Here is a 22,524-nt window from a genome sequence, read left to right as displayed (position 1 = left end):
ATCAGGCTCTCCCGAACAAACCGTATGGACGTAACAAAATAACAAACGCCATCGCACCATAAATCATCAGGCTTGCACCCTGCGGCCAGATAGTTGTCATCAGACTCTGCACCAGACCGACAATCAGACCACCAACCAATGCCCCGGTGAACGACCCCATGCCGCCAATCACAACGACAACAAAGGCTATACCCAGCACCTCAACACCAACAAAAGGGTGTACACCCCGGATCGGGGCAGCCAGTACACCGGCAAGACCGGCAAGACCCACTCCCAGCGCAAAGGTAATAGAAAACAGTTTGTGGATATGAGTTCCCAGTAAAGAAACGGTTTCAGTATCCTCACTTCCGGCTCGCACCAGCGCGCCAAACCGGGTTCGTTCAAGCAGCAACCAAAGGGCAAACGCGATAACCGCCGAGAACAGAATCACGAATAAACGGTATTTCGGATAGAAAAAGTTCCCCATCTGAAAGACCCCCTGCAGCGCCTCAGGCACCGCGACAGATTTACCGATGGGCCCCCAGATTGAGATCGTCAGTTCCTGAATAATCAGTGCTATGCCAAGGGTTATCAGAATGTGATAAGTGTGTGGCAGATGATAAGCGCGTTTAATCAGTATTCTTTCAGTAATCAGGGCCAGTATCGCTACAGCAATAGGTGCTATGGCTAAAGCCAACCAGAAATTTCCCGTTAGTGCTACGACGGTAAAGCACAGATATGACCCGATCAGGTAATAAGCACCGTGGGCAAAGTTAACAAAATTTAAAAGACCAAAGATAATCGTCAGTCCAACCGAAATCAGAAAATAGATCATCCCCAGTCCGACACCATTCAGTATCTGAAACAGATAAAGACTCATCGGATCGCTCCTGCACAACGAATATATGCCGTATCCCGGTATCACCGGGATACGAATACTGATTTAGCTACGCTTGCACGTCAGAGCTGATTCATCCGGAAACGACTTTCCAGAACTGATGATATTGACATAATCGTCCTGATCGGCCATGTCTGCGGCAGGTTTACCTTCCAGCAGATAGTAGTCTTTCAGAACCTGATGATCGGCTTTACGAATCACTTCGCTTCCGGTTGGGCCTTCATACGTGGCTCCTTCCAGCGCTTTAGCAACCGCAGCACTATCGGTTGTTCCGGCCTTAGCAATCGCATCCAGAATCACAGTGGTGCTGATATAGTCAGCGGCCAGAGGGTAGTTAGGGTTCATACCGTAAACCTCTTTCACCCGCTTAACCAACGCCTTGTTCATGGGTGTGTCCACGGTGTGCCAGTACTGCGCACCGAAATACACGCCTTCGGCAATATCCGGACCCAGCTCCTGTAACTGATCAAGACCGGATGACCAGGCGACCAGAATGGTCATCTGATTTTTCAGACCGAAATTAACAGCCTGGCGCAGCGCATTCGATGACTGAGAACCAAAGTTCAGCAACAACAGAACATCCGGTTGTGCCGCCATCGCGTTGGTGAGGTAACCGGAGAACTCCTGCTCTTTCAGGGAGTGATAACTGTTACCAACATGTTCGATACCTTCCTCGGCAAATACCGCCTTGGCATTGTTCAACAGCGCCTCGCCAAACACATACTGAGGTGTGATGGTGTACCAGCGTTTTTTCTCCGGAAACTTATCAATCAGCGGTTTTACGGTTTGCCGGATAGCACCATAGGTCGGCACAGACCAGCGGAAAGTAGACATGTTACAATCGCTTCCGGTCAGTTCATCGGCACCCGCCGGGGTGATGAAAACACCATTAACCTTGTTAACTTCTTTACCGATAGCCAGCGCCGTAGAAGAGAGCGTTGCACCATCAAAAAAGCGGGCGTTGTCCTGACTGATCGCTTCCTGAACCTTACGCACCGCTTTACCCGCATTGCCCTCGGTATCAATCGTCTCATAGTGGACGCTCTGCCCCAACAGATCGCCATAATCCTCTACGGCCAGTTTAGAGCCCATATCTGCGTATTTACCATAACTGGCAAATGCACCAGACACTGATTTTACACCGTAGATAGTAATGCCATCTGCAGCCAGCGTAAGAGAGCTCGTTGCCGACAGTACTGCGGATATCAGGACGTTCCTCAACATTATCTTTTTCATACTGCTTTCCTCTAAGGTTTAATTGCTCTTCTATTTATTTGCCTTAATTTAAAGCTTCTCATGTACTACTTATTATTCTGTCCGGCCTGTTCAACAAGCTCTTTTTGCTGGGTACCTGAATACCCTGGGTATTACATTTTTTTTGAAATTTTGCCGTCCAACGCAACGAAATGCGCCTCAGCTTCGCACATATGCTCACCCATCAACCTGCGCACCTGTGCTTCATCTTCTGCGCGATAGGCATCAAGTAAACGCTCGTGATAATCAACATTGGATTGAGTAAACTGGTAAGCATCAATCTGATAAGACTTTTTCAGCACGACCAGATCTCTGAGCGCCTCGTTCAGAAAACGCCCCATAAAGCTCAACAAGGGATTTGGACATGCATCAGACAACACATTATGAAACTCAAGCTCTGCGATTCTCTGGCTGCGCTGCTGATCTTCAGACTCAGGCGGAGTCGCACAGGCATTGGTATGCGCTTCAAGCAGTTCAAAGTCGGCCTGAGTCAGCTTTCCAACCACCGACACCGCCAATTCAACCTCAATCAGCTTGCGCATCTGGTAAATCTGTTCCGCAGAAAGGTGATTAAAATATAAATAGTTTCGCAGCATCTTACTGGCAGGTTCAGTTCCAACTTCAGAAAGGTAAGCCCCACCTCCCGGGCCAGGACGGGTATACACAAGCCCTTCAACCTCAAGCGCCTTCAGGGCTTCTCTGACCGTGCCTTTGGAGCAGCCAAACTGATCAATCAGATCCTTTTCATTAGGCAGGCGATCACCCGGCAACAGCTTTTCAGCAACAATCATCGACTTCACCTCATCAACAATGAGGTCAGATAGTTTCTGTTTACGGTACTTTCGCTGAATTTCAGCCATTTTATCTCCAAATTGAGCGACTTAAATAATTAATGTAAATAATCATGATTAATTATTTTAGCTCAAAAAAATCAGCTTCGAGAGCTGTTTCTGCTAAAGGGTGACACTGTTTGATATCGTCAGTGTGTCATTGATATCCCCTCGCCGTTATTCGAAACTACAATAGATCCATCAGTTAGTTAAATATTTATAAAATTAATGTTAGTTAATGAATTGCTTAACTATGAAAAAAATCAGCTGTAGTGAGACAGGGTATTTCTTCATTAAAGCGCTCTATTTCGAACTTTTTTATTGTCAGACGAGCCTGTTTCAGAAAGACAAAAGATGCTGGAGAAATCAGGATTTTATAGTTGGAAAACCTGGTTTCCTTATGGATACCAGCTGAAACGCCGAAAAATATGCGATTCATCAGGCCCCTTATAGAAGCGATTTGGGTCTGACCGACAGGACAGGGACAGCACTCTCTTCAACACCGTATCTATGGTTACAATAAAGTATGACGCAGACGAAAAAGGACAGGAAATTCTTCCCTGCTTTATCCCAGATCGTCAGCGCCGTATAAAAATCATCCAGATAAGTCGCTTTACAAACCTATACGAGTGAACCAGCTAACAAGCACTCAGGATAAAGCCTCTGCCCGCTACAGAAGCCTATGAAGCGTTTGCGATTTTCCCCGAAAACAGTATCACTTCCTCTCCTGGCGCAGGCTTCTCAGGCACCATCCGCGCCAGTATCAGCGACACCCCGCCCAGCGCGGCACCGGTGAGAAACACCGCCGCCGGAGAGATAATCCATAACACCCCATAGGCGGCAGGCAGCACCACTGCAGCAATATGGTTGATGGTGAAAGAGACGCCTGCCGTAGAAGCCAGATCCTTCGGATCAGCAATTTTCTGCAGATAGGTTTTCTGCGCTATCGCCATAGAGAACAGCAGGTGGTCGGCAATATACAGTCCCACCGCAATCCAGGGATCTGACACAATAGCGTAGGCAGTAAACACGATAATCAGCCCGATATACTCAATGGTCAGGGTCTTACGTTCGCCCCAGAAACCGATCAGCTTGCCAATCCTGGGCGCACAAACCATATTCAGAGCGCCATTGATGAGAAACATGATGGAGATCTCACCGGCAGAAAAACCAAACTTCTCCACCATCAGGAAGCTGGCAAACACCATGAAGATCTGCCGCCGGGCACCGCCCATAAATACCAGCGCGTAGTAAAGCCAGTAACGTTTTCGTAGCAGCAGTTTTTTATGCTGCTCAACCTTTCCCTCCATGCGAGGAAATGCTAGCCAGCAGAACAGAGTGATGCCTACAGTAACGCCACCACCGAGGAGATAAACCGTTTGCATCGATAAACCGGATATATCCAACGCCAGCCATACCAGCGCAAACGCCACCAGGCTGGCAAAGGAGCCAATCGCCACCATCTGACCCAGGCGATGGGGTGCTTCCTCCTTGCTGAACAGCTGTAGTGAGAGCGACTGATTCATGGTCTCATAGTAGTGAAACCCCATCGACATCAGCACGGTAGTACAGTACAGCCCGACCTCGGAGGGAAAAAATCCGGTGGCAGCGGTCCCCAGCCCCAGAAGCAACATCGATACCAGAGCCAGGGTCTGTTCACGCATCAACACCAGCAACAGCACCGCGCCGAAAGAGATAAACCCGGGAATCTCACGCAAAGATTGCAGAATACCGATCTCAACCCCGGTAAAGGCCGCTTTCTCAATGGCGAAGTTATTCAGCAATGCCATCCACACCCCCATCGACAGGGGCATCGCGCCCGCCAGCAAAAACAAAAATAACTCCGGGCGACGGATCAAGTTCAACATAGTGACTCCTGTACAGTCGGACATTCTTAACAACGCAGTAATACCCGACCTGATGACTCAATTAATTTCTCAGGCTACTTTAAAAAAGATCCAATCTGGCGTATACAATAAAGCATGCCAACTTATATCGAGAAACAGACAGAGCTACCTGAAATTCCCAAACACTGGGTAACCCTGGATGGAAAACCGGTCAATCGGCTGGAACACGTTCCCCGTCAGGTCGTGATCCGTAAAGCTGACCACGAAGCGGGATTTTATTCGCCCTACCATAGCCATGGCTGGGGACAACTGCTGTTTATCGCCGCCGGACTGATTCAGGTGTCAGCCCGGGATATCGGCTACTGGGTAGTACCGCCGCAACGGGCGGTATGGATTCCCGCCTTTATCGAACACGATGCCCGCACGATCCATCCGGTACAGATGCGCAATGTCTATATTGCACCTGAAGCCTCCAGAGATCTGCCCAATCACTGTCAGGTCATCCATGTAACCCCCCTGTTGCGGGAGCTGATTCTGGAGATGGTCTCCTTTGATACCCTCTATGATGAGGACGGCACACAGGGACGTATCGTTCAGGTGTTTCTTGATCAGCTTAAAACCATTCCTGAGGCCCCTCTCCACCTGCCGCATCCCAAAAGTAAATCCCTGATTGTGATCGCCCACAGGCTGAGAGATAACCCCGCCGACCCGCGCTCAATAGATGAGTGGGCAACCGAGCTGGGCACCAGCGCGCGCTCTCTGGCCCGACACTTTCGCCAGGAAACGGGGATGACGTTCGGGCAGTGGCGACAACAGGTGCGCCTGCTGGCGGCTCTGACCCGCATCGCCCAGGGGGATGCAGTAGCCAACGTTGCTCAGGATCTGGGTTACAGTAGTCAGAGTGCCTTTATCACCATGTTCCGCAAAGCACTGGGAAAAACACCGGGGAGGTATTTTGAGCTGTAAAGCGCTCAAAAAGTGGCAAGAACGGCGCTTCGCGACTCGCTAGTGGTTAGAAAAATCGACAGTGGCAGCAGCATTTTAGGTGGCCAAACACTTATGACGACGCTTAATAACAACACTTAATAACAGCGCTCAGTCACCACCGCCATCGCCACCACCTGAATCACCATCGAAGAAACCACCGCTATCACCGCTATAACCATCAGACCGACTGCCGCGACCACCGGATCCCATTCTTAAAACCAGCCATACAGCAAGGGAGGCCCCGAATATCAATACGCCCAATGGCGCCACCATATTAAACAGCGTTTGATCTGAATGCAGATCGGTGTAATGCCATGAGATCCAAAGCCCCGCCAGAATAATTACGATTGATTTCATGATGCTTTCCCTATGGTTAATCGTTTTAACAATTCATCATTCCCGGTCCAGATCAGCTTCAGGACAATCTCTAAAAGCTCTTTTTAGCGGTTAACTGGGTATTAAAGTACTCCAGCAAGAGGATAGATCTCCCCATCACCAGCTTAATCCCCCATTGCTTCTTTTCGCTCACGCTCATATTGATCGTAAGATTTATTGTAGCGATTCACACACTCATCATATTGAGAGGGTGGCAACTTAGAACATTCGAGCCTGTTACTTAGCTGAATACTTTCAAAAGAACCACTATTGGTACAACCAGTGATAAGAAAAAAGCATAAATAAAAGAGCTTCACTTTCATGATTCTATTCCGATTTTTACGGGTGCAGAAAACTAACCAACAGCACAACATCATCCTAAGCCCTGAGAAGATAATGCATCATTGATCAGCCGGGCGGCCTGCCCAGCTCATTCTCTCCGGATGATACGGAAAAAAGGGGACTCACGACTTTGCCAGACGATGGGATGAAAATATACGGTTAATTGTTATTTCGCTGGGACAAATTACTCACCGCATACCCGGTTGCGTCCCTCCTCTTTCGCCCGATAAAGCGCCCTGTCCGCGCGGTCTACCAGTTCCTGGATCTTATCGCCGGCGTGTCTTTCAGCCACACCGAATGAGACAGTCACCTTAAAATCAGAGCAAAACGGATCACTATTCACCAGGCGACATAGCTCTTCAGCTTTGCTGACAGCGGCATCACAGCTCGCTTCACTGAGTACGATGGCGAACTCATCCCCCCCAAGACGATAGATCGTATCAAGCTTTCTCAGTCTTGAACTCAGTAACTTTAGAACAGCGCTGAGAACCTCATCCCCTTTTACATGGCCAAAAGTATCGTTGATGGTTTTAAAATTATCTATATCCAGGAAAATGAGTGACAGTGAGGTATGCTGCTCGGTCGCTGAGGCAAAAAACTGTTCCATGTGATGATTAAACAAACGACGATTACCCGCACCGGTTAAACCGTCCTGAGTCGCCTGCTGTGTAAGAACATCCTGATGACCCGCCATACTCCTGAAAACAATGTATGAAAAAACATTCACCAGGGTAATGGTAAAAAGAATACTCAGTTGTTCGATCAAAACCAGCTGCGTATTGATGATCGGAAAGATCGCAAACAGAGCCAGAATATTGACAATCAACGCTTCCCCGGGCTTGAGCAGGAAATACCCGGTAATCATGGTTGGGTAAAACCAATAGATAAGCGATGGCCCCTTGATGTTAACCACCAAAACCACCGTGACGAGAAATAATGCGGTGAGGATAAGACACGCTATTCGTAACTTATTGCTTTTAAGGACATACAATCCGATCAGGGTCGCGCCCACTAATGCTCCAGAATCAACCGCAGCCATCAGCCAGAGCTGATCCATCAGGCGTAAAACGATAAAAGGCAAAACGCCAATAACACAGGCGGCACACAACCCGAGGATAATGTTTTTCTTATTATAAGAGTACATCGGTACTTACCATCATATTTTACTCTTCACCATATATCTGATCACCCCAGAAGTAACCCGAATAAGTCCCCATAAAGAGATATATGTACGCTGCAACCTGCACCAAAAGCACTGTTTTAGCGTTTCAGAAGGCTTTGTAAGCGGGTATAAGGAATTGGTTTTCGGAGCCGGGATGAGGTCGAGCAGACATATTTGATTACATTGAGCAATTCAACGACCAGAGGAAAAAGCGTGAGCTAATTCAAACCGCTCTTAACTGACCGTCCAAAGGATCGGGGTAAAACCAGGTTCAATTGCTGCAGGATGCAGCTCCTACATATAATACTGACGCTCTTATCCAGCGGCGAAGCCGCGGTCTAACCACTGATATGTTGTATCAGGGCCGTTTGCGAATCAGCACAGTGATAACTGTCTTCCAGTAACTCAAAACCGGTGAAGATGATCTCCAGTGCACGATCGTTGGTAAGCAGCAATACGATGGTGTAGTCCTTGGTTTTTTCTATCTCGTAGGCACCGGATTTAAACCAGCTATCAGCCAGTTCCAGCTGTTCCAGATAGTCCTGACGGGATACCGAATGGAACTCCAGGGGGATAGTATTATCGCCTCGAAACTGAACCGCCGTATAGGTTTTAGGCACGGAGAGAAAATCCCGTTTAGTGGCATAAACTACCGTCAGCAGAGGCTCACCTTTGGGGTTGTGGCTGATAAAGGAGCAGTCGGTGCCGGGTTCAATCTCCAGTGCAGGCAGTTGCGAAAATTTCTTTAAAATCATTCTGACAATATCCTGTGTGCGTTCTCAGTTAACCAGACCCAGTATCAGCGATGCATGGCCCGTTTGCTGCAGGCTCTGGACAATCCGCAAGGCAGCATAGGCATCATTCGCGGCATAAAGCAGCTGTGCTTCGCTGAGTTTCGGCAATGCCCAGTTGGAGGTCGAAACCCGTTTTGATTTATTGAATTTCTGCCCGAACTGTACCGCAATCGCGGCTTTAACGCCCAGTTGGCGACGATATCCCAGTTTCCGATAGACGGCATCCAGGTCAAGAATCGCACCAATCTCAACGCCAAACTTACGCCGGATGTGACTGCGATCCGATTGCAGGCCGAAGCCCACTTTGACTACCTGTTCAGACTCCAGCACCTGACAAATGATCGGATAAGCCGCCTGATCATGCAGCTGAAAAACATACGCCGTATCAGCGGTACAGAGCTGAACAACATGGGGGCCGTCGGACATCTGATCTTTGCGAAAGACCGGTTTCGATTCGGTATCAAAACCAACAAAGGGGCTGTCCATCAGATGTTGCAATGCTAACGCCAGCGCGTCTGCATCACTGGGTTGCTCAATCTGATCCAGTGTCATGCCCTGAAAAACGGGTAACTGTGCGATCTCATCCCGGGTTGGAGGCAGCTGTTTCTCTTTCATTCCGCTCAGCTCTTTTTACCGGTTTTAGCCAACGCTTTTGCCCAGACGGAGTGACTATCCACGTTTGTCGATTGCGCTGTTTTTTCAGCCGCTGGTTTATCAACGACAAACTTCACATCCTGTTTCGCTCGTCTTTCTGCAGAGGGTTTGCGTACCGGTTTATCGGATTTAGTGGCCGTTGTACGCGGAGGCTTACTGGTTTTAGCCCCCGGGGTTTTATCGCGCAACTGGCTTTGTAATCCGCTGAGAAAGTTGCGCAGTACCTGATCCTGACACTCACGATAGTTCTGGTGGCCCTGTTTGCGAAACAGTGCGCTCAGCTCATGCTTACTCAGTCTGACGCCGGCCAGCTTAAGAATTGCCAGAATATCGTCAGCGGTCAGATTAAGAGCGATCTTCAGCTTGCGGAAGATAATGTTGTTATTCAGCCGCTTTTCCGGCACCGGCTGATCCCCCTCCTGTCGGCCCCGCTTTTCGACAATCAAACCGTTCAGAAAGGTCGCCATCTCCAGATCCGGCATGCGTATATAATCGGCATCCTCCTCCCTTTTCAGCCAGCCAGAGAGCTGCACACGGGTTACCGCCAGATCAGCATGACGAAACACCCCGATCATTTTGGTATCACTAAAATCGAAGGTATAGCGCAGGCGGCGGAGAATATCGTTATTGTTCACAAAAAGGGTCCGGACTGAGGTGAATAAGGCTGGCACTTTACCACAGTTAGCCCCTGTTCAGCGCCTATTGTTTAAGGATTAATCGCAACAGAATTAATAGCCGCGATTTTTATCAACACACTCAGGCAGAATTCCCTGTGACAGGTAAGCGGTGATATTTCCGGCGACAATACGGCTGGCGGTGGCCACACTGGTCGGCGCAGAGATATGCGGCAACAGGGTGATTTGGGGGTGATGACACAGGGGGGACTCTGGCGGCAGAGGTTCTTCAGCGAAAACATCCAGCACCGCGTGGCTGATCAGCCCCAGGTTCAGAGCTTCCAGCAGATCGCTCTCAACCACCGTTGCGCCACGGCCAAAATTGATCAGTGCTGCACCGTTTTTAACCTGTTGGAAAAATGCCCGGTTCATTAAGCCCTGAGTAGCAGGCGTCAGCGGCAGAAGATTGACAAGAATATCCGCCTTAGCAAGCAACGCTGACAGCTGATCACCGGCATAGCAATCGACAGAATCGATCTGTTTTACTGAACGACTCCAGCCGGAAACACGAAAGCCATTATCCACCAGCCGTGACGCACTGCGTTGTCCCAGCAACCCCAGCCCCAGTACAGCAATATGCCGATCAGCAGGATCAGTATAAGGAAGCTGTTGCCAGAGAGAGTCCACCTGCTGCTGGCGGTATTGAGGCATATCACGGTGCAGATACAACACCCAGGCCAGCACCGCTTCTGACATCGTTTGTGCCAGTTGCGGATCGGTCAGACGAACAATTTCAAACGGCATGTGTGACAGGTTAGCCATCATCCCCTCGACACCAGCCCACACCGAGTGAACCCACTTCAATCGGGACAGTTGTGCAACCTCCACCGGATCAGGATTCGCCACAATAGCGATCTCTACCTGCCCCCTATCTACTGCGGACAGTTGAGAGAATTCACAGATATCACAACCGGGTAGTTGCGACTGTATTGTATCTATCCAGTCGCAGGCTTCCTGACGACTAAGCTGATGTATAAAAGGGATTAGGGGTCGCATACTGATCTCGTATTACCGCGTTCACAACGACTATATAAAATAGAGGTTGCCGGCACTCTCGCTATGATTTTTTACATCTTCCATAAAGCGGATGAATTCATCAATAGGTATTGGCCGACAGAAGAGATATCCCTGCCCCATCTCACAACCCAGCCGAATCAACTCATTCAACTGATCCTGTGTTTCTATTCCTTCAGGACACACTCGTAAGTTGAGCGATTTCCCCAGCGAAATGACATTTTTAACTATCGCCAGGCTGTCAGTATTATTTCCCATTTTCTGAATAAATGACTGATCAATTTTCAGTACATCAATATTGAACCGTTGCAGATAGGTCAGGCTGGAATAGCCCGTGCCAAAATCATCCAGCGCAATCACAATCCCCTGGTTATGCAACGCTTCGATAATCTCCTGGGCAGTCTCAATATTTTGCATCAGAGCGCTTTCAGTCACTTCCAGCTCCAACATTTCAGGCGGCAGGCTACTCCGACCAAGTATCGTCATAACCCTGTCTACAAAGTCTGTCCGCTTCAACTGAGAGGCGGACACATTCACCGCCACAGGAACTTCAGGATGATCTGGAAGCCATTTATCCGCATCGGAACACGCAGTTTCCAGCACCTGTTCACCCAGCTGTTCAATCAGGTTTAACTCTTCTGCTACCGGAATGAACTCACAGGGCGAGATCAGCCGTCCGTTTGAGTCCCGCATTCTTACCAGGGCTTCTACACCAACAATCCGGTATTCCCAAAGGGAGAACTTAGCCTGGTAGTGCACCTCAAAACTCTGATGTTTAATCGTTGTACGGATTAGCTGTTCTATTGCATGCCTGGAGAGCAAGTCTTCTTCCAACTGGTTGGAAAAAAAGCAGTGGCGCCCCCGACCTTCGTACTTGGCCCGATACATCGCTACATCGGCCAGACGCATCAGATCTTCTGCATCAGCAGCATCATCAGCCGCAATACTGATGCCCATACTCACCGACAGCCCACACTCCCCCTCGGTCAGCTTAAAAGGCTTTTCCATCTGCTTATGAATATTGATCGCCATCCGTTCGACCTGGCTAATATCATCAATATACGGGATAACCATTGCAAACTCGTCACCACCGATTCGTGACAACGTAGAACGGGTCTCACTCAGTTTACTAAGCCGGTCAGCCACCTGTTTAATCAGGCTGTTTCCCTGGGTATGACCCAACGAGTCATTGATATATTTAAAGTTATCCAGATCGATCAGTATTAAAGCTGTTTTCAATCCCGAGGCTTGTGCAAATGCAATGGCATCCTCAAGTCTCTGTTGCAACAGAACCCGGTTAGGCAATCCGGTCAACTGATCGTGGTATGCCAGATAATCCATTTTATCCGAGATCGCCACCGTATCACTGAGATCCCGGAACACAATCACCGCTCCGGTGATTGTGCCATCGGTATCGGTGACGGTGGCGGCAGACCCCTCTATGGGATAGACATGACCATCATCACCGGCTAACTGGCTGTTAGAGGAAAGGTAGTTAACACACAGATGCTCCAGTGCCAGAAGCCATGGACTATCAATGCGATCACCGGTTAATCCATCGTGTAAAACAAAGACCTCTTCAATAGGGAGACCGTATGCGGCTACGGGTGAAATTCCGGTTAAACGTTCAGCAATCGGATTCATATAGGTAACCCGGCCGTCGGTATTAATCGAGATAACGCCATCGCCAATTACATTAAGGGTGACATTATAGTTTTTATTTTGCAGCTGCAGCTCGCGCTCCGTTTTTTTCAGAGAGGTGATATCTATAAGTGTCAGCAAATACCCCTGAACGCCTGTCACCGGATTTGCATTAACAAAGTTCACCTGAAGGTGTCGTTCACTGCCGTTATGCAGATAACTGATCTGGGGAGCGGAACCGGTTTTTTGTGTTGCGAATCGCCTTAACAGCCGGGCTAAGCGGGGCGGTAACAGATCATCAATCGACCGACCGGACATCTCAGTAGCAGAATGACCAAACCATGCACCCTCGGGGTCATTGCTGTATTTATTAACCCAATCCCGGGTCCAGTAAGTGACCTGCACAGGTAAACTGCTAATCATCGATGTTAATGCCTGATGTTCGAGTTTAACCTGTTTCACCTGGGCAGATTGCTGTAGGTGATTTTTCACTTTCAGACGACAGTTTTCAACATTGATCGGTTTAGTCAGATAATCAACGCCTCCGGCCCCCAACGCCTGAGTTTCGATCACTTCGCTTTCAGTTGCTGTAATAAAGATGACAACCGGATGTTCAAATTCGGGATCGGCTTTGAGTATTTCGCACACCTCGATACCGCTTAAATCCGGCATACTGATATCAAGCAGAATGAGGTCCGGTCGATATAAGCGGGCCTGTTGCAACGCAGTTTCACCACAATCCGCTTCAATAATCTCGGCCATACCACTGACGGCGTCTGCTAACAAAAGGCGGGTAGCTTCATCATCATCGACTAATAGAACTGTTAGTGGAGCTTGAGTATCCGTTCTCATTTTTCCCATACTCATCTACGTTAGGATTAACCCGGTCTTTAGAGGTATTACTGAAACAGTCTGTTGCGACTAACCAGGCCTGCTGGATGCATAGGTTATAATCCAATTATAGACAATCTTTAACATTCTACTACTATACAAACTCTATTCCAGAATTATACAACGCCTCAAAAAGACCACATAAAAAGTAGGCAATACATTGATATTATTAAATAATTAATAGAGAGCAATTGACGCTTAGACACACATACACCAAAATTAGTAACAAAAAGAGTGTAATTAAATAGTCTCGTTAGAATGATTGCGAATGCAGATAGTCACCGGCAAATACCGATAAACCTATGAGTTTATTCATGTTATGCCATCGCGATCGAAAGCAACTGTCATATTTGCTGCTCTTATCAACTATTTTGTTATCTATTCTGAAACACCCTGCAGTACCGGGCAGACAGACTCAGGGAGAGTTTTATGCAATCGGCATTCAAATTGCGGCAATTTTATCTGGGAGTAATGATTGCCGTTATCTTATTTCTGACACTCTCTGCTGCCATTTACTACCAGGCGCAAACCAGTATCAGAGGAGATCAGCTTGTCAATCAAAGCCTGGATCTGAAACAGATTGAACGCTATCTTAATGATCAGTTAGACACTCAGCGCAAGCAGATTCGGTTTATTGCCCAACTCCCCGCCATTGAGGCGATTGTCCATAAACTGACTGACGCCAGCATCCCTGACTCCCGCGAAGCGCTCAGCCTGAATCAATGGAAGTGGCATCTGCAACAGACGTTTCTGGCGTTTGTGAAAACGACCCCTGAGATTCGTCAACTGCGCTTCATCGGTATCGCTGATAACGGTCGTGAGCTGGTCCGGGTTGACCGCCGTCAGGGACAACTCAGTATCATTTCTGAGCAGCACCTCCAGTCCAAAGGAGAGTCAGCCTATTTTAAGGAGATAACAAACTCAGCCGATGAGTCAGTCTATTTAAGTGATATTGAGTTTAATCGTGAGTTTGGCAAGATCGAACTGCCGGAGTGGCCCACCTACCGTCTGGCGGTCAGAGTATACGATGCCGACCATACGCTGTTTGGCTTTGTCATTATCAATTACAACGCCGGACCATTACTGCAGAGACTGAACAACATGCACCATGCCGGTGGTGTGTTTTTGCTCAATGACCGTGGTGATTTTCTGTTACATCCCGATCCGGATATCGCCTTTGCTTTTGAACGGGGTAACCCCATCACCTGGCTAGACTATTCAGGGCAGACAGAGCCGGTTAGCGGATCACAACACTGGCAACAGATTAGTACGCCTGATGGCGATACCCTGAACTACATCGCCAGCCAGATTAACCTGGGAAGCAGCAACGAGCCAAGACAGTTCACCGTTATAAAGACACTGACAGAAAACTCTCTACAGGCGCAGGTATATAAACACTTCCTGGCAACATTTGCCGGCCTGTTAATCATCTTCACGATCGCCCTGAGCGTGGTTTTTCTCTACCAGAAAGCACTTTCGGCCCGCAAAGAGCTACTTAAAACCCAAAGCAATTTCCGCGCAATTGTGCTGGGGTCTTCAGAAGCGATCATTACCGTCGACAGGAACGCCTGCGTGAAAGACTGGAACCCGGCAGCTGAGCGGTTGTTGGGCTACAACGCTGCGACACTGCTCAGTCTCAATATATGTCATGTCATAGCGGATACTGATGCGAGCAGCCAATGCCTGTTATCGGTGCAGGACGTCATTGACGATGGCAGAATACGCACAAATGAGGTTCAGATAAAAAACCGTGAAGGGCAGGTTCGTCATGTGGAGATGACGCTGTCGGCAATTAAGGATGATCAAGATAGCCAACACACTGCCACAGCCGCGGTGATCATTCACGATATTACAGCGCTTAAACAGGCACAGGCGCTGCAATTAAAGCACAATGAGGCGCTGGAGCAACAGGTTGAAGCACGCACCCGTGAACTGCAGGACGCTGTCCATGAAGCCCGGGCGGCCACCGAACTAAAAAGCCGCTTCCTGGCCAATATGAGCCATGAGATCAGAACGCCGATGAACGGCATATTTGGCATGCTGGGATTACTCCGTAAAGGGCCTCTCAGCCGCCGCCAGCAACAGCAGCTGGAGCTGGCAGAGAGCAGCGTTAAGTCGCTGACCCTGCTGATCAACGATATTCTGGATTTTTCTAAAATTGAGGCCGATAAACTGGAACTTGAGTTTATTGACTTTGATCTTCACCGGCTGCTGCACGCCTGTGTCCAGTCGATTTCATCTGTCGCCTACAGCAAAGATATTGAGATGATTGCTCATCTGGTGGATGTCGACACCGTCTGGGTCAATGGAGATTCAAACCGGATACGCCAGGTTCTCAATAATCTGCTCAGTAACGCCGTCAAGTTTACCATGACAGGACAGATCTGCCTCAAGGCAGCCACCTATATGAAGGATGACGAAACGCTCTGGCTTAGCTGTTCAGTACAAGACACCGGCATCGGTATTAGCTCGGAGAAACTATCCGGGATCTTTACCTCCTTCTCCCAGGAAGAGATTGGAACTTCCCGGCGATATGGGGGCAGCGGGCTGGGGCTGACAATCTGCAAACAACTCTGCCAACTCATGGGTGGCTCGATCAGTGTGGTCAGCGAAAAAGGGTATGGCAGCACCTTTTCCTTCACCATCCCCCTCAATCCAGCGACCACCGAAGCAACCCCAGCATTTAAACCGGAGCTGGGCGGCCAGGGTGTATGGATAGATGCAACGCAACCCAGCACTTCAGCCAACCTGACAAAAATTTTTCACAGCTGGGGAGCGCGTGTCACGCTGTCGGATGCTGATCAGTTTCATAATATATACCAATCGCCCTCCTACGACCTGCTGGTTGTCGATTCAGTCAATTACATCCGGCTGAAGCCCGGTATTGAGCATTACCTGCAGCAGAGCAACCCATCAGCGCAGGTGATGATCATCGATAACTGGCATGCCCCGGATCTGATCGATCCGGCCGTTCTGGATCCAGACACCGTGTTAATTGACTCACCGGTAACGCTGGTCAATCTGTCAACAGCCCTTGAAGCTTTAAAGATCGACCGAAAACATGCCGAAGATGAGCCGCCAGTTTCAGATACACCACAGCTCAACTTCCATAACCGTAATCTGCTGGTCGTCGATGACCACCGGATCAATCGTGAAGTACTTCAGGGGCTGCTGGAAGACTATCATGCCCATGTATTGCATGCACAGAACGGCCAGGAGGCCATCGAGATCCTCCGCCAGCAAACCGATGATACTGTGCTCGCTATTATCATGGATTGTCAGATGCCGGTGCTGGATGGTTATGAGGCGACCCGGAAAATCCGTACCGGGGAGGCTGGCCCGATCTATATGAATGTCCCGATCATCGCCTTAACCGCCGCGGCCCTGCAGGGCGAGAAAGAGAAGTGCCTGCAAGCGGGCATGAATGACTATCTGAGTAAGCCTTTTGAACCGGAGACGCTAAAACAGCTGCTGTGTCAGTGGCTACCCCACGTTATTGAAGCCCCTGCCCCGGTCAACAGTGCACAACCGCACACTCAGAGTGACGATTCACAAGCCCCCTCGCCGCTCTGGAATAAACACAAGGCATTGCAACAACTGAATCAGAAACAAACGCTGTTACAACGTATTATTGAGATCTATCTGAAATCCGCCCCTCAGATTCTGAAGACTCTTCAGAATGCGGCAGAATCTGGCGATACAGCCGCGCTGATCAGTGCAGCGCACAGCTTAAAAGGGATCTCCGCTAATGTCGGAGCAACCCGTATCGTTGAACGGGCCCGTCAGTTGGAGCGTGAAGCAACGCAGATGAGCGCTGATGAGATCGCAGCGGAAGTGTCACATCTGACAGCGGATATTCAGCAGTTCAGGTGTTTGCCGGAACTACTGAAATTCATGCAAGCGACAGGCTTTGAAGGCAATGATTAGGAAAAACACTGCGGACGAATGAACGGGTGACGCATGTACCAGTCACTAAAGCCCCGACAGATCGCATCATACCCAGAGATTGAAGCTTTAATCGACTCAGGGAAGCTGAGGTTTACTTCAGTTTTTTATAAACAAACAGCAGAATAAAGGCACCAACGGTTGCTGTTGCTATGCTGCCAAGGCTAAGACCATCCAGGGTGCCGAAACCGATCAGATTGCCGAGAAAACCACCGACAAAAGCGCCAGCGATACCCAGCAGAGTGGTGATGATAAAACCGCCACCATCCTTACCTGGCATAATCCACTTTGCCAGTACACCTGCGATTAAACCTAAGATAATCCAGGACAGAATCCCCATAGCCACACCCCTTTTCTGTTTTTTAAACTCGTATACAAGACTAGTCTATCTTAAAGCGCAACGAGATTTCCCCATATTTTTCATACTCTAAGGTAAAATTCATCTCGGGGGCGACTTCAATAACCCCGGCATAGGAACTGGTAATCACCACCTGACCCGCCTTGATATCGATACCCCGCTGGGAGAGGAAATTAACCATCCAGAAAAGTGGTGTCTGAGGATAGCCTGAAGGATGTTTGCCCTCTATTTGTCGACATCCACCTTCCAGCGAAGGGTCGGTAACAACAAATCGAATCTCTGACGCTGCACAGGCCTGTACAACGCTGATTGGCGGGCCGACAAATAACCCCTGATTAAACAGACAGTCGGCCAGATGTTCGAGATAGCTGATCGAATCGGGCTGAACATAACGACTCAGAATCAGCTCCAGTGCCAGATGTGCGCCACACAGAGCGTCCAGTATCTCCTCTTCACTGTAGGGTTCCTGTCGGTGCGGCAGATCACGCCCGAAGCGAAAACCGATCTCCGGTTCAATTTTGCACACCCCCTCGTCCAGTTGCATTGTACAGGGGGAATCATCAGAGATACTGCTGCTGAAAATCGGCGCGATAACAGGCACATTGTCCAGGCCATCAATCGCGATCGGCAGCGCACATTTCCAGCCACCCACCGTCTCTCCGGCTAATGCCATCTGTTCAATCAGTGACTGCTGAATCGCCAACGCCTCTTCTACTGTTGCAGGACGCTGTTCAACGGGTAAAGCTCCGCTGATCTGCTGATTAAGGCGACGGGTAAGCAGGGCCTGAGCGGCTGCCCGGATATCAGTTTGCTGCATAAACGGTTCGCATATGTGTTAACGAAAGCACTCACTTTACTGCAAAGTCAGACAATAGGAAGGGGGGTATAACGAAATCGACGGAAAATAAAAAAACCAGTGGCATCGGAGGAGATGCCAACCGGTTTTTGGGTGATGGAAACGGTAAAGCCTGAGCTTGTTATTGACTGCTCAGGAGAAAATTCTGGCCTGCCGGAGCGCCCTCAAACTCAGCCATGGCATCCAGCAGAGCATCCCAGAGATACGCGGCCGATGCACTGTCACTGAAGATTGAGTAGACAGTTTTCCCTGCCATCGGATGATGACAGATAATCCCGCCGACCCGGGCCAGCGAGGTCATCACCAGATCACCGGGGGCAAAGCTGTCCTCTCGCAGATCAACCGCACAGACCTTAGCCATAATATCCGCCAGATGCTCCCCTGCCAGCGCCAGCCAGGTATAACTGTCATGGCAATAGACCGGATAGATTCCGGAGCCGCTCAGCTGTTGCTGAAGTGCATCCAGATCACGCTCGGCAGCGGCGTTGGGTAGCGCCAGCACCCAGTACTCTGTCCGCCCCAGCCGTAACACCATCATGCCATCATCAGATACCGTCAGAGTGTTTGGCTGTTCCGGGTGCATTAGCCCGGCGGCGATCAGCGCCTCGCCCGCTTTCGGGCCGCGCAGACCAAAGCGGGGCCGCACGGAAAGATCAATCAAAGCGGTGTCCGGATCGCTCTGATCTGCATAGCTGAGCACCTGGGCAGCACCGCTTACCTCGGCAAACTCGGCCTGCGGATGCTTACGATAGATAAAACTTCGACTGTCAAACAGTTCAGGTTTAATAACGGTCATGATCACATCTCCTGTCTCAGGTTTTCAGGATCATAGAACGGCAGTTTAACCACATCCGCCATAATCTCTTCACCCTCTACGCGAATACTAATTCTGGAGCCCGGTTCACTATCTGCAATGTCCGCAAAGGCCAGACCGATAATCGCCTGACTGGCTGATGAGTACTCGCAGGAGGTGACATTGCCGGTAATCTTATCCCCTTTCAGCACCAGATGGCCCTCTTCCGGTTTAGTGCTGTTAAGCGGCAGTTTAAAGCCCACCAGTTTTCTCGTTTGTGGCTGAGCCATTACGATATCCACCGAACGACAACCGACAAAGAACGGCTTCTTGCGGTTCACCGCCCAGGTCAGATCCAGCTCGCCGGGATGGCTCATACCATCGGTATCCTGACTGACAATCAGATGGCCTTTCTCCAGTCGCAACAGACGCTGGGTTTCTACCCCGAATGGGCGGATATCAAACGCTTTACCTGCATCCATCAGCGCATCCCAGAGTGCTTCACCATAGCGGGTCGGTACATGGATCTCATAGCCCAGTTCACCGACAAAGCCAACCCGTAACAGTCGCGCAGGAATGCCCGCAACATGGCCTTCCCGATAGGCCAGATAGGGAAACGCTTCGGCACTGAGGTCGACATCATCCACCAGTTGCTGCAGCACTTTACGGGCATCAGGTCCGGCCAGATTAACCGCAGCAAACGCTGAGGTAACGTGCAGAATATCGACATCAAGACGCCACTGTGCATTCCACTTGGTCATATCCCGGTAGACCCGTTCAACACCACTGGTGGTGGCTGTCACGTAGAAATGGTCCTCGCTGATACGACAGGCAACCCCATCATCGATCACTACGCCGTGCTCATTAGTCAGCACCGCATAGCGGGTCTTTCCTACCGGCTGTTTCAGGAAGGCAAAGGTGTAGATCCGGTTCATAAACTCAGCCGCATCGGCCCCCCTGATCTCTATCCCCCCCAGGGTGCTGACATCGATCAGCCCTACTCTGGAACGCACATGCTCAGCTTCTTCCCGAATCCAGCGATCCCGCTGAGCGGCATCACCATAGAACGCAGGCCGGCGCCAGTTCCCCGCCGGAATCATCTTCGCCCCCAGTTCCAGGTGACGATGATGCATCGCGGTGTGTCGTCGTGGATCAAAGATACGTCCGGCAACATGCGCGAGTTTTTCCGGGGCAAAGGGTGGTCGTGCGGTGGTCACACCGGTTTGCGTTACCGTCCGCTCGGTGGATTTCGCCACTAGCCGGGCGGTTGGCAGAGCTGAATGACGGCCCTGGGACGGTCCCATACCCACGGTTGAGAAACGCTTCACCAGCTGCACATCGCGGTACCCCAGACGGGTCGCATTAACGATATCTTTAGCCTGCAGATCTTCATCATAATCGACAAAATCTTTACCCTTGGGATGGCTGAAGATTGGCCAGCTGAAATTGGGTTTGGCAAGACAGCTGACCGGCTGTTCAGACTCATCACTGAGTTGCAGACGGCGCAGTGCGCGGATCGCAGCATTCGCACCGTCATTCAGTACCGCTTCCAGTGTATGTAAGCCATTCACAGAACCGGCAATGTGCACCCCCTGGGGTAGCCCGGACAGGGTAAACTCTGCGGCATCATCGTTATAGGAGAGCTGCGCACCCGCCTGACACAGCAACTGATAAGCTGGCATATAACCCGCTGACATACAGAGCAGATCACACTCCAGTGTTGTACTGAACTCACTAACCTCGCCTTCGCCAACGATAGTGCGGATATCAACGCCCCGTATATGTTTGTTGCCTTTGGAGGGTAACGCTTCATAAACGGTGCTGTTCTGAATAACCTGCACCCCTTTCTGCTTCACGGCGCCCAACAGTTCCGGCCAGGGGTGTTCAGATCGCAGATCAACAATGGCGGCGACTTCAACACCATTTTCAAGCAGTTCCAGCGCCGTCAGATAACCATCATCATTGCCGGTCAGCACGACCGCCCTGCTGCCCGGTCTGACCGCATAGAGTTTCATCAGCCGGGTCACCGCGCTGCACAGCATAATGCCCGGCAGGTCGTTGTTGCGAAACACCACATGCTGCTCATAGGCACCGGATGCAACGATGCACTCCTTAGCCCGCAACTTATAAAATCGTTTGCCTCTGATCAGTGGCAGGTAGTTATCGGTAACCCAGGCGTTGCACACCGTATCGGTCATCACCTCGATGTTGTCGTGGGCGGTGACCTTGTCGATCAGCTCGCAACGCAGAGAGTCCGCCTGCTGCCCCGCAATATCGAAGCGGTTATAGGTCAGCGCACCGCCTAACAGCGGCATCTCCTCGACTAACAGTACTTTAGCTCCGGCATCGGCGGCTTTCAGTGCAGCACTGAGCCCCGCCGGGCCGGAACCGATAACAACCACATCGGTGAACAGATACTTTTTATCGTAGTATTCCGGCTTAAACGTCAGGTCCAGTTTGCCCAGTCCCGCTTTATCACGGATAAAACTTTCCCATTTATCCCACACGCCCATCGGCTTAAAGAAACTGCGATAGTAGAAGCCCACCGGCATAAAACGACCAAAGTGGCCGAGATAGGCATCTTTGTCCCCTTCGAGGGTACCGTTGTAGTTTTGACCCTCGGCACTGATCCCTTCGCGAATCATCTCACGATCGGCCAGTACATTGGGCTCACCGCCCAGCTGTACTAAGGTATTGGCATCCTGACCGGCCATGGTCAGAGGCGCACGGGGGCGGTGATATTTAAACGAACGGGACATCAGCCACTGCTGATTAGCCAGCAATGCACTGGCAATGCTGTCGCCTGCAAAACCCCGGTACTGTTTACCTTCAAAGCTGAACGACAGCGGTTTCTCCCGATCGATCAGCAACCCCATCGGGGCCTTTAGGCGCTTCTCGCTGCTCATGCGGTAATCTCCTCAGACTGACTGCTCTCTGCTTTCGCACTGAACTCGACCCGTTTGGTAAAGATTTCAGAGGGATCGTAAGTTCGCAAAATCTCATCGCTGCCGGTATGCCGTTCGGCGATAAACCAATAGCCTGACGGAGCGTGCAGCCACCATTCGGTAATCACGCCAATCTGGTTATCGCTGTAAAACACATACTCGGCCCACTCCCTGTCAGTGCAGTTGTTTGGGTCCGGCATCTCACGCAGCTCGCCACCATGGACAAATTCGCTGCTGTTTCGGGGTCCGTTCAGAGGACAATTAATAATCTTCATTGCAGATTCC

The 22,524-nt window shown here is 50.1% G+C and carries 18 protein-coding genes; 2 read left to right on the top strand and 16 right to left on the bottom strand.

The window, feature by feature from the left end; genetic code table 11:
* Position 1 precedes the first annotated feature (1 nt).
* The 4 genes from BMY09_RS02945 to BMY09_RS02925 all read right to left on the bottom strand — a co-directional run bounded on the left by BMY09_RS02945 (position 2) and on the right by BMY09_RS02925 (position 4,829).
* Entirely contained in the window at positions 2-859 is an 858-nt protein-coding gene (locus BMY09_RS02945; protein ID WP_091353672.1) for a branched-chain amino acid ABC transporter permease, read from the bottom strand.
* A gap of 63 nt (positions 860-922) precedes the next feature.
* On the bottom strand, positions 923-2,113 hold the full coding sequence (locus tag BMY09_RS02940) for an ABC transporter substrate-binding protein (RefSeq protein WP_217647375.1): 1,191 nt from the start codon (positions 2,111-2,113) through the stop codon (positions 923-925).
* Positions 2,114-2,244: 131 nt separating this feature from the next.
* Complete coding sequence (locus BMY09_RS02935) at positions 2,245-2,991, bottom strand: FadR/GntR family transcriptional regulator (protein WP_091353670.1); 747 nt, start codon at positions 2,989-2,991, stop codon at positions 2,245-2,247.
* A 650-nt stretch (positions 2,992-3,641) separates the two neighbouring features.
* Complete coding sequence (locus BMY09_RS02925; RefSeq protein ID WP_175483422.1) at positions 3,642-4,829, bottom strand: MFS transporter; 1,188 nt, start codon at positions 4,827-4,829, stop codon at positions 3,642-3,644.
* 114 nt (positions 4,830-4,943) lie between these two features.
* Here BMY09_RS02925 and BMY09_RS02920 point away from each other — a divergent pair, with 114 nt between their 5' ends.
* On the top strand, positions 4,944-5,774 hold the full coding sequence (locus tag BMY09_RS02920) for an AraC family transcriptional regulator (RefSeq protein ID WP_091353661.1): 831 nt from the start codon (positions 4,944-4,946) through the stop codon (positions 5,772-5,774).
* A gap of 129 nt (positions 5,775-5,903) precedes the next feature.
* On the opposite strand, the gene BMY09_RS02915 is transcribed toward BMY09_RS02920, so the two are convergent.
* The 7 genes from BMY09_RS02915 to BMY09_RS02885 all read right to left on the bottom strand — a co-directional run bounded on the left by BMY09_RS02915 (position 5,904) and on the right by BMY09_RS02885 (position 13,303).
* Entirely contained in the window at positions 5,904-6,152 is a 249-nt protein-coding gene (locus BMY09_RS02915; protein WP_091353659.1) for a hypothetical protein, read from the bottom strand.
* A gap of 544 nt (positions 6,153-6,696) precedes the next feature.
* Complete coding sequence (locus BMY09_RS02910) at positions 6,697-7,656, bottom strand: GGDEF domain-containing protein (RefSeq protein WP_091353656.1); 960 nt, start codon at positions 7,654-7,656, stop codon at positions 6,697-6,699.
* Positions 7,657-8,012: 356 nt separating this feature from the next.
* Positions 8,013-8,429 (bottom strand): hypothetical protein, encoded by a 417-nt coding sequence (locus BMY09_RS02905; protein WP_091353655.1) that lies wholly within the window; start codon positions 8,427-8,429, stop codon positions 8,013-8,015.
* Positions 8,430-8,453: 24 nt separating this feature from the next.
* Positions 8,454-9,083 (bottom strand): 3'-5' exonuclease, encoded by a 630-nt coding sequence (locus BMY09_RS02900; RefSeq protein ID WP_091353652.1) that lies wholly within the window; start codon positions 9,081-9,083, stop codon positions 8,454-8,456.
* 5 nt (positions 9,084-9,088) lie between these two features.
* On the bottom strand, positions 9,089-9,757 hold the full coding sequence (locus BMY09_RS02895) for a YehS family protein (protein WP_091353958.1): 669 nt from the start codon (positions 9,755-9,757) through the stop codon (positions 9,089-9,091).
* 93 nt (positions 9,758-9,850) lie between these two features.
* Positions 9,851-10,792 (bottom strand): 2-hydroxyacid dehydrogenase, encoded by a 942-nt coding sequence (locus tag BMY09_RS02890; RefSeq protein WP_091353651.1) that lies wholly within the window; start codon positions 10,790-10,792, stop codon positions 9,851-9,853.
* A 30-nt stretch (positions 10,793-10,822) separates the two neighbouring features.
* Positions 10,823-13,303 carry an EAL domain-containing protein gene (locus BMY09_RS02885; RefSeq protein WP_175483421.1) on the bottom strand — a complete coding sequence of 827 codons (2,481 nt, stop codon included), beginning with the start codon at positions 13,301-13,303 and terminating at the stop codon, positions 10,823-10,825.
* A gap of 468 nt (positions 13,304-13,771) precedes the next feature.
* Here BMY09_RS02885 and BMY09_RS02880 point away from each other — a divergent pair, with 468 nt between their 5' ends.
* Positions 13,772-17,269, top strand: a complete 3,498-nt coding sequence (locus tag BMY09_RS02880) for an ATP-binding protein (RefSeq protein WP_091353645.1) — start codon at positions 13,772-13,774, stop codon at positions 17,267-17,269.
* Between the two features lie 112 nt (positions 17,270-17,381).
* Here BMY09_RS02880 and BMY09_RS02875 read toward each other — a convergent pair whose 3' ends face one another.
* The 5 genes from BMY09_RS02875 to BMY09_RS02855 all read right to left on the bottom strand — a co-directional run bounded on the left by BMY09_RS02875 (position 17,382) and on the right by BMY09_RS02855 (position 22,514).
* Complete coding sequence (locus BMY09_RS02875) at positions 17,382-17,627, bottom strand: GlsB/YeaQ/YmgE family stress response membrane protein (RefSeq protein WP_091353642.1); 246 nt, start codon at positions 17,625-17,627, stop codon at positions 17,382-17,384.
* A gap of 40 nt (positions 17,628-17,667) precedes the next feature.
* Positions 17,668-18,462, bottom strand: coding sequence for a hypothetical protein (locus BMY09_RS02870; protein ID WP_091353639.1), 795 nt, complete (start codon positions 18,460-18,462; stop codon positions 17,668-17,670).
* Between the two features lie 160 nt (positions 18,463-18,622).
* A complete protein-coding gene (locus tag BMY09_RS02865; RefSeq protein WP_091353636.1) occupies positions 18,623-19,297 on the bottom strand; it encodes a sarcosine oxidase subunit gamma in 675 nt (224 codons plus the stop codon).
* Positions 19,298-19,299: 2 nt separating this feature from the next.
* Positions 19,300-22,200: a 2Fe-2S iron-sulfur cluster-binding protein gene (locus tag BMY09_RS22425; protein WP_091353634.1), complete on the bottom strand. Its 2,901-nt coding sequence runs from the start codon at positions 22,198-22,200 to the stop codon at positions 19,300-19,302.
* Positions 22,197-22,514 (bottom strand): sarcosine oxidase subunit delta, encoded by a 318-nt coding sequence (locus BMY09_RS02855; protein WP_091353631.1) that lies wholly within the window; start codon positions 22,512-22,514, stop codon positions 22,197-22,199. Before BMY09_RS02855 ends, BMY09_RS22425 begins: the two co-directional genes overlap by 4 nt.
* Positions 22,515-22,524: the final 10 nt, after the last annotated feature.

Origin of the sequence: Amphritea atlantica, from assembly GCF_900111095.1 — a bacterium.
In the GTDB taxonomy this organism is placed as follows: Bacteria; Pseudomonadota; Gammaproteobacteria; order Pseudomonadales; family Balneatricaceae; genus Amphritea; species Amphritea atlantica.
Note: the sequence above shows the minus strand (reverse complement) of the source record. Positions and strands in the feature narration are given on the sequence as shown.

Excerpts from the sequence above, each read along its gene's own strand:
- BMY09_RS02945 (WP_091353672.1), bottom strand. The coding sequence starts at position 859 with ATGAGTCTTTATCTGTTTCAGATACTGAATGGTGTCGGACTGGGGATG.
- BMY09_RS02940 (WP_217647375.1), bottom strand. The coding sequence starts at position 2,113 with ATGAAAAAGATAATGTTGAGGAACGTCCTGATATCCGCAGTACTGTCG.
- BMY09_RS02935 (WP_091353670.1), bottom strand. The coding sequence starts at position 2,991 with ATGGCTGAAATTCAGCGAAAGTACCGTAAACAGAAACTATCTGACCTC.
- BMY09_RS02925 (WP_175483422.1), bottom strand. The coding sequence starts at position 4,829 with ATGTTGAACTTGATCCGTCGCCCGGAGTTATTTTTGTTTTTGCTGGCG.
- BMY09_RS02920 (WP_091353661.1), top strand. The coding sequence starts at position 4,944 with ATGCCAACTTATATCGAGAAACAGACAGAGCTACCTGAAATTCCCAAA.
- BMY09_RS02915 (WP_091353659.1), bottom strand. The coding sequence starts at position 6,152 with ATGAAATCAATCGTAATTATTCTGGCGGGGCTTTGGATCTCATGGCAT.
- BMY09_RS02910 (WP_091353656.1), bottom strand. The coding sequence starts at position 7,656 with ATGTACTCTTATAATAAGAAAAACATTATCCTCGGGTTGTGTGCCGCC.
- BMY09_RS02905 (WP_091353655.1), bottom strand. The coding sequence starts at position 8,429 with ATGATTTTAAAGAAATTTTCGCAACTGCCTGCACTGGAGATTGAACCC.
- BMY09_RS02900 (WP_091353652.1), bottom strand. The coding sequence starts at position 9,083 with ATGAAAGAGAAACAGCTGCCTCCAACCCGGGATGAGATCGCACAGTTA.
- BMY09_RS02890 (WP_091353651.1), bottom strand. The coding sequence starts at position 10,792 with ATGCGACCCCTAATCCCTTTTATACATCAGCTTAGTCGTCAGGAAGCC.
- BMY09_RS02885 (WP_175483421.1), bottom strand. The coding sequence starts at position 13,303 with ATGAGAACGGATACTCAAGCTCCACTAACAGTTCTATTAGTCGATGAT.
- BMY09_RS02880 (WP_091353645.1), top strand. The coding sequence starts at position 13,772 with ATGCAATCGGCATTCAAATTGCGGCAATTTTATCTGGGAGTAATGATT.
- BMY09_RS02875 (WP_091353642.1), bottom strand. The coding sequence starts at position 17,627 with ATGGGGATTCTGTCCTGGATTATCTTAGGTTTAATCGCAGGTGTACTG.
- BMY09_RS02870 (WP_091353639.1), bottom strand. The coding sequence starts at position 18,462 with ATGCAGCAAACTGATATCCGGGCAGCCGCTCAGGCCCTGCTTACCCGT.
- BMY09_RS02865 (WP_091353636.1), bottom strand. The coding sequence starts at position 19,297 with ATGACCGTTATTAAACCTGAACTGTTTGACAGTCGAAGTTTTATCTAT.
- BMY09_RS22425 (WP_091353634.1), bottom strand. The coding sequence starts at position 22,200 with ATGAGCAGCGAGAAGCGCCTAAAGGCCCCGATGGGGTTGCTGATCGAT.
- BMY09_RS02855 (WP_091353631.1), bottom strand. The coding sequence starts at position 22,514 with ATGAAGATTATTAATTGTCCTCTGAACGGACCCCGAAACAGCAGCGAA.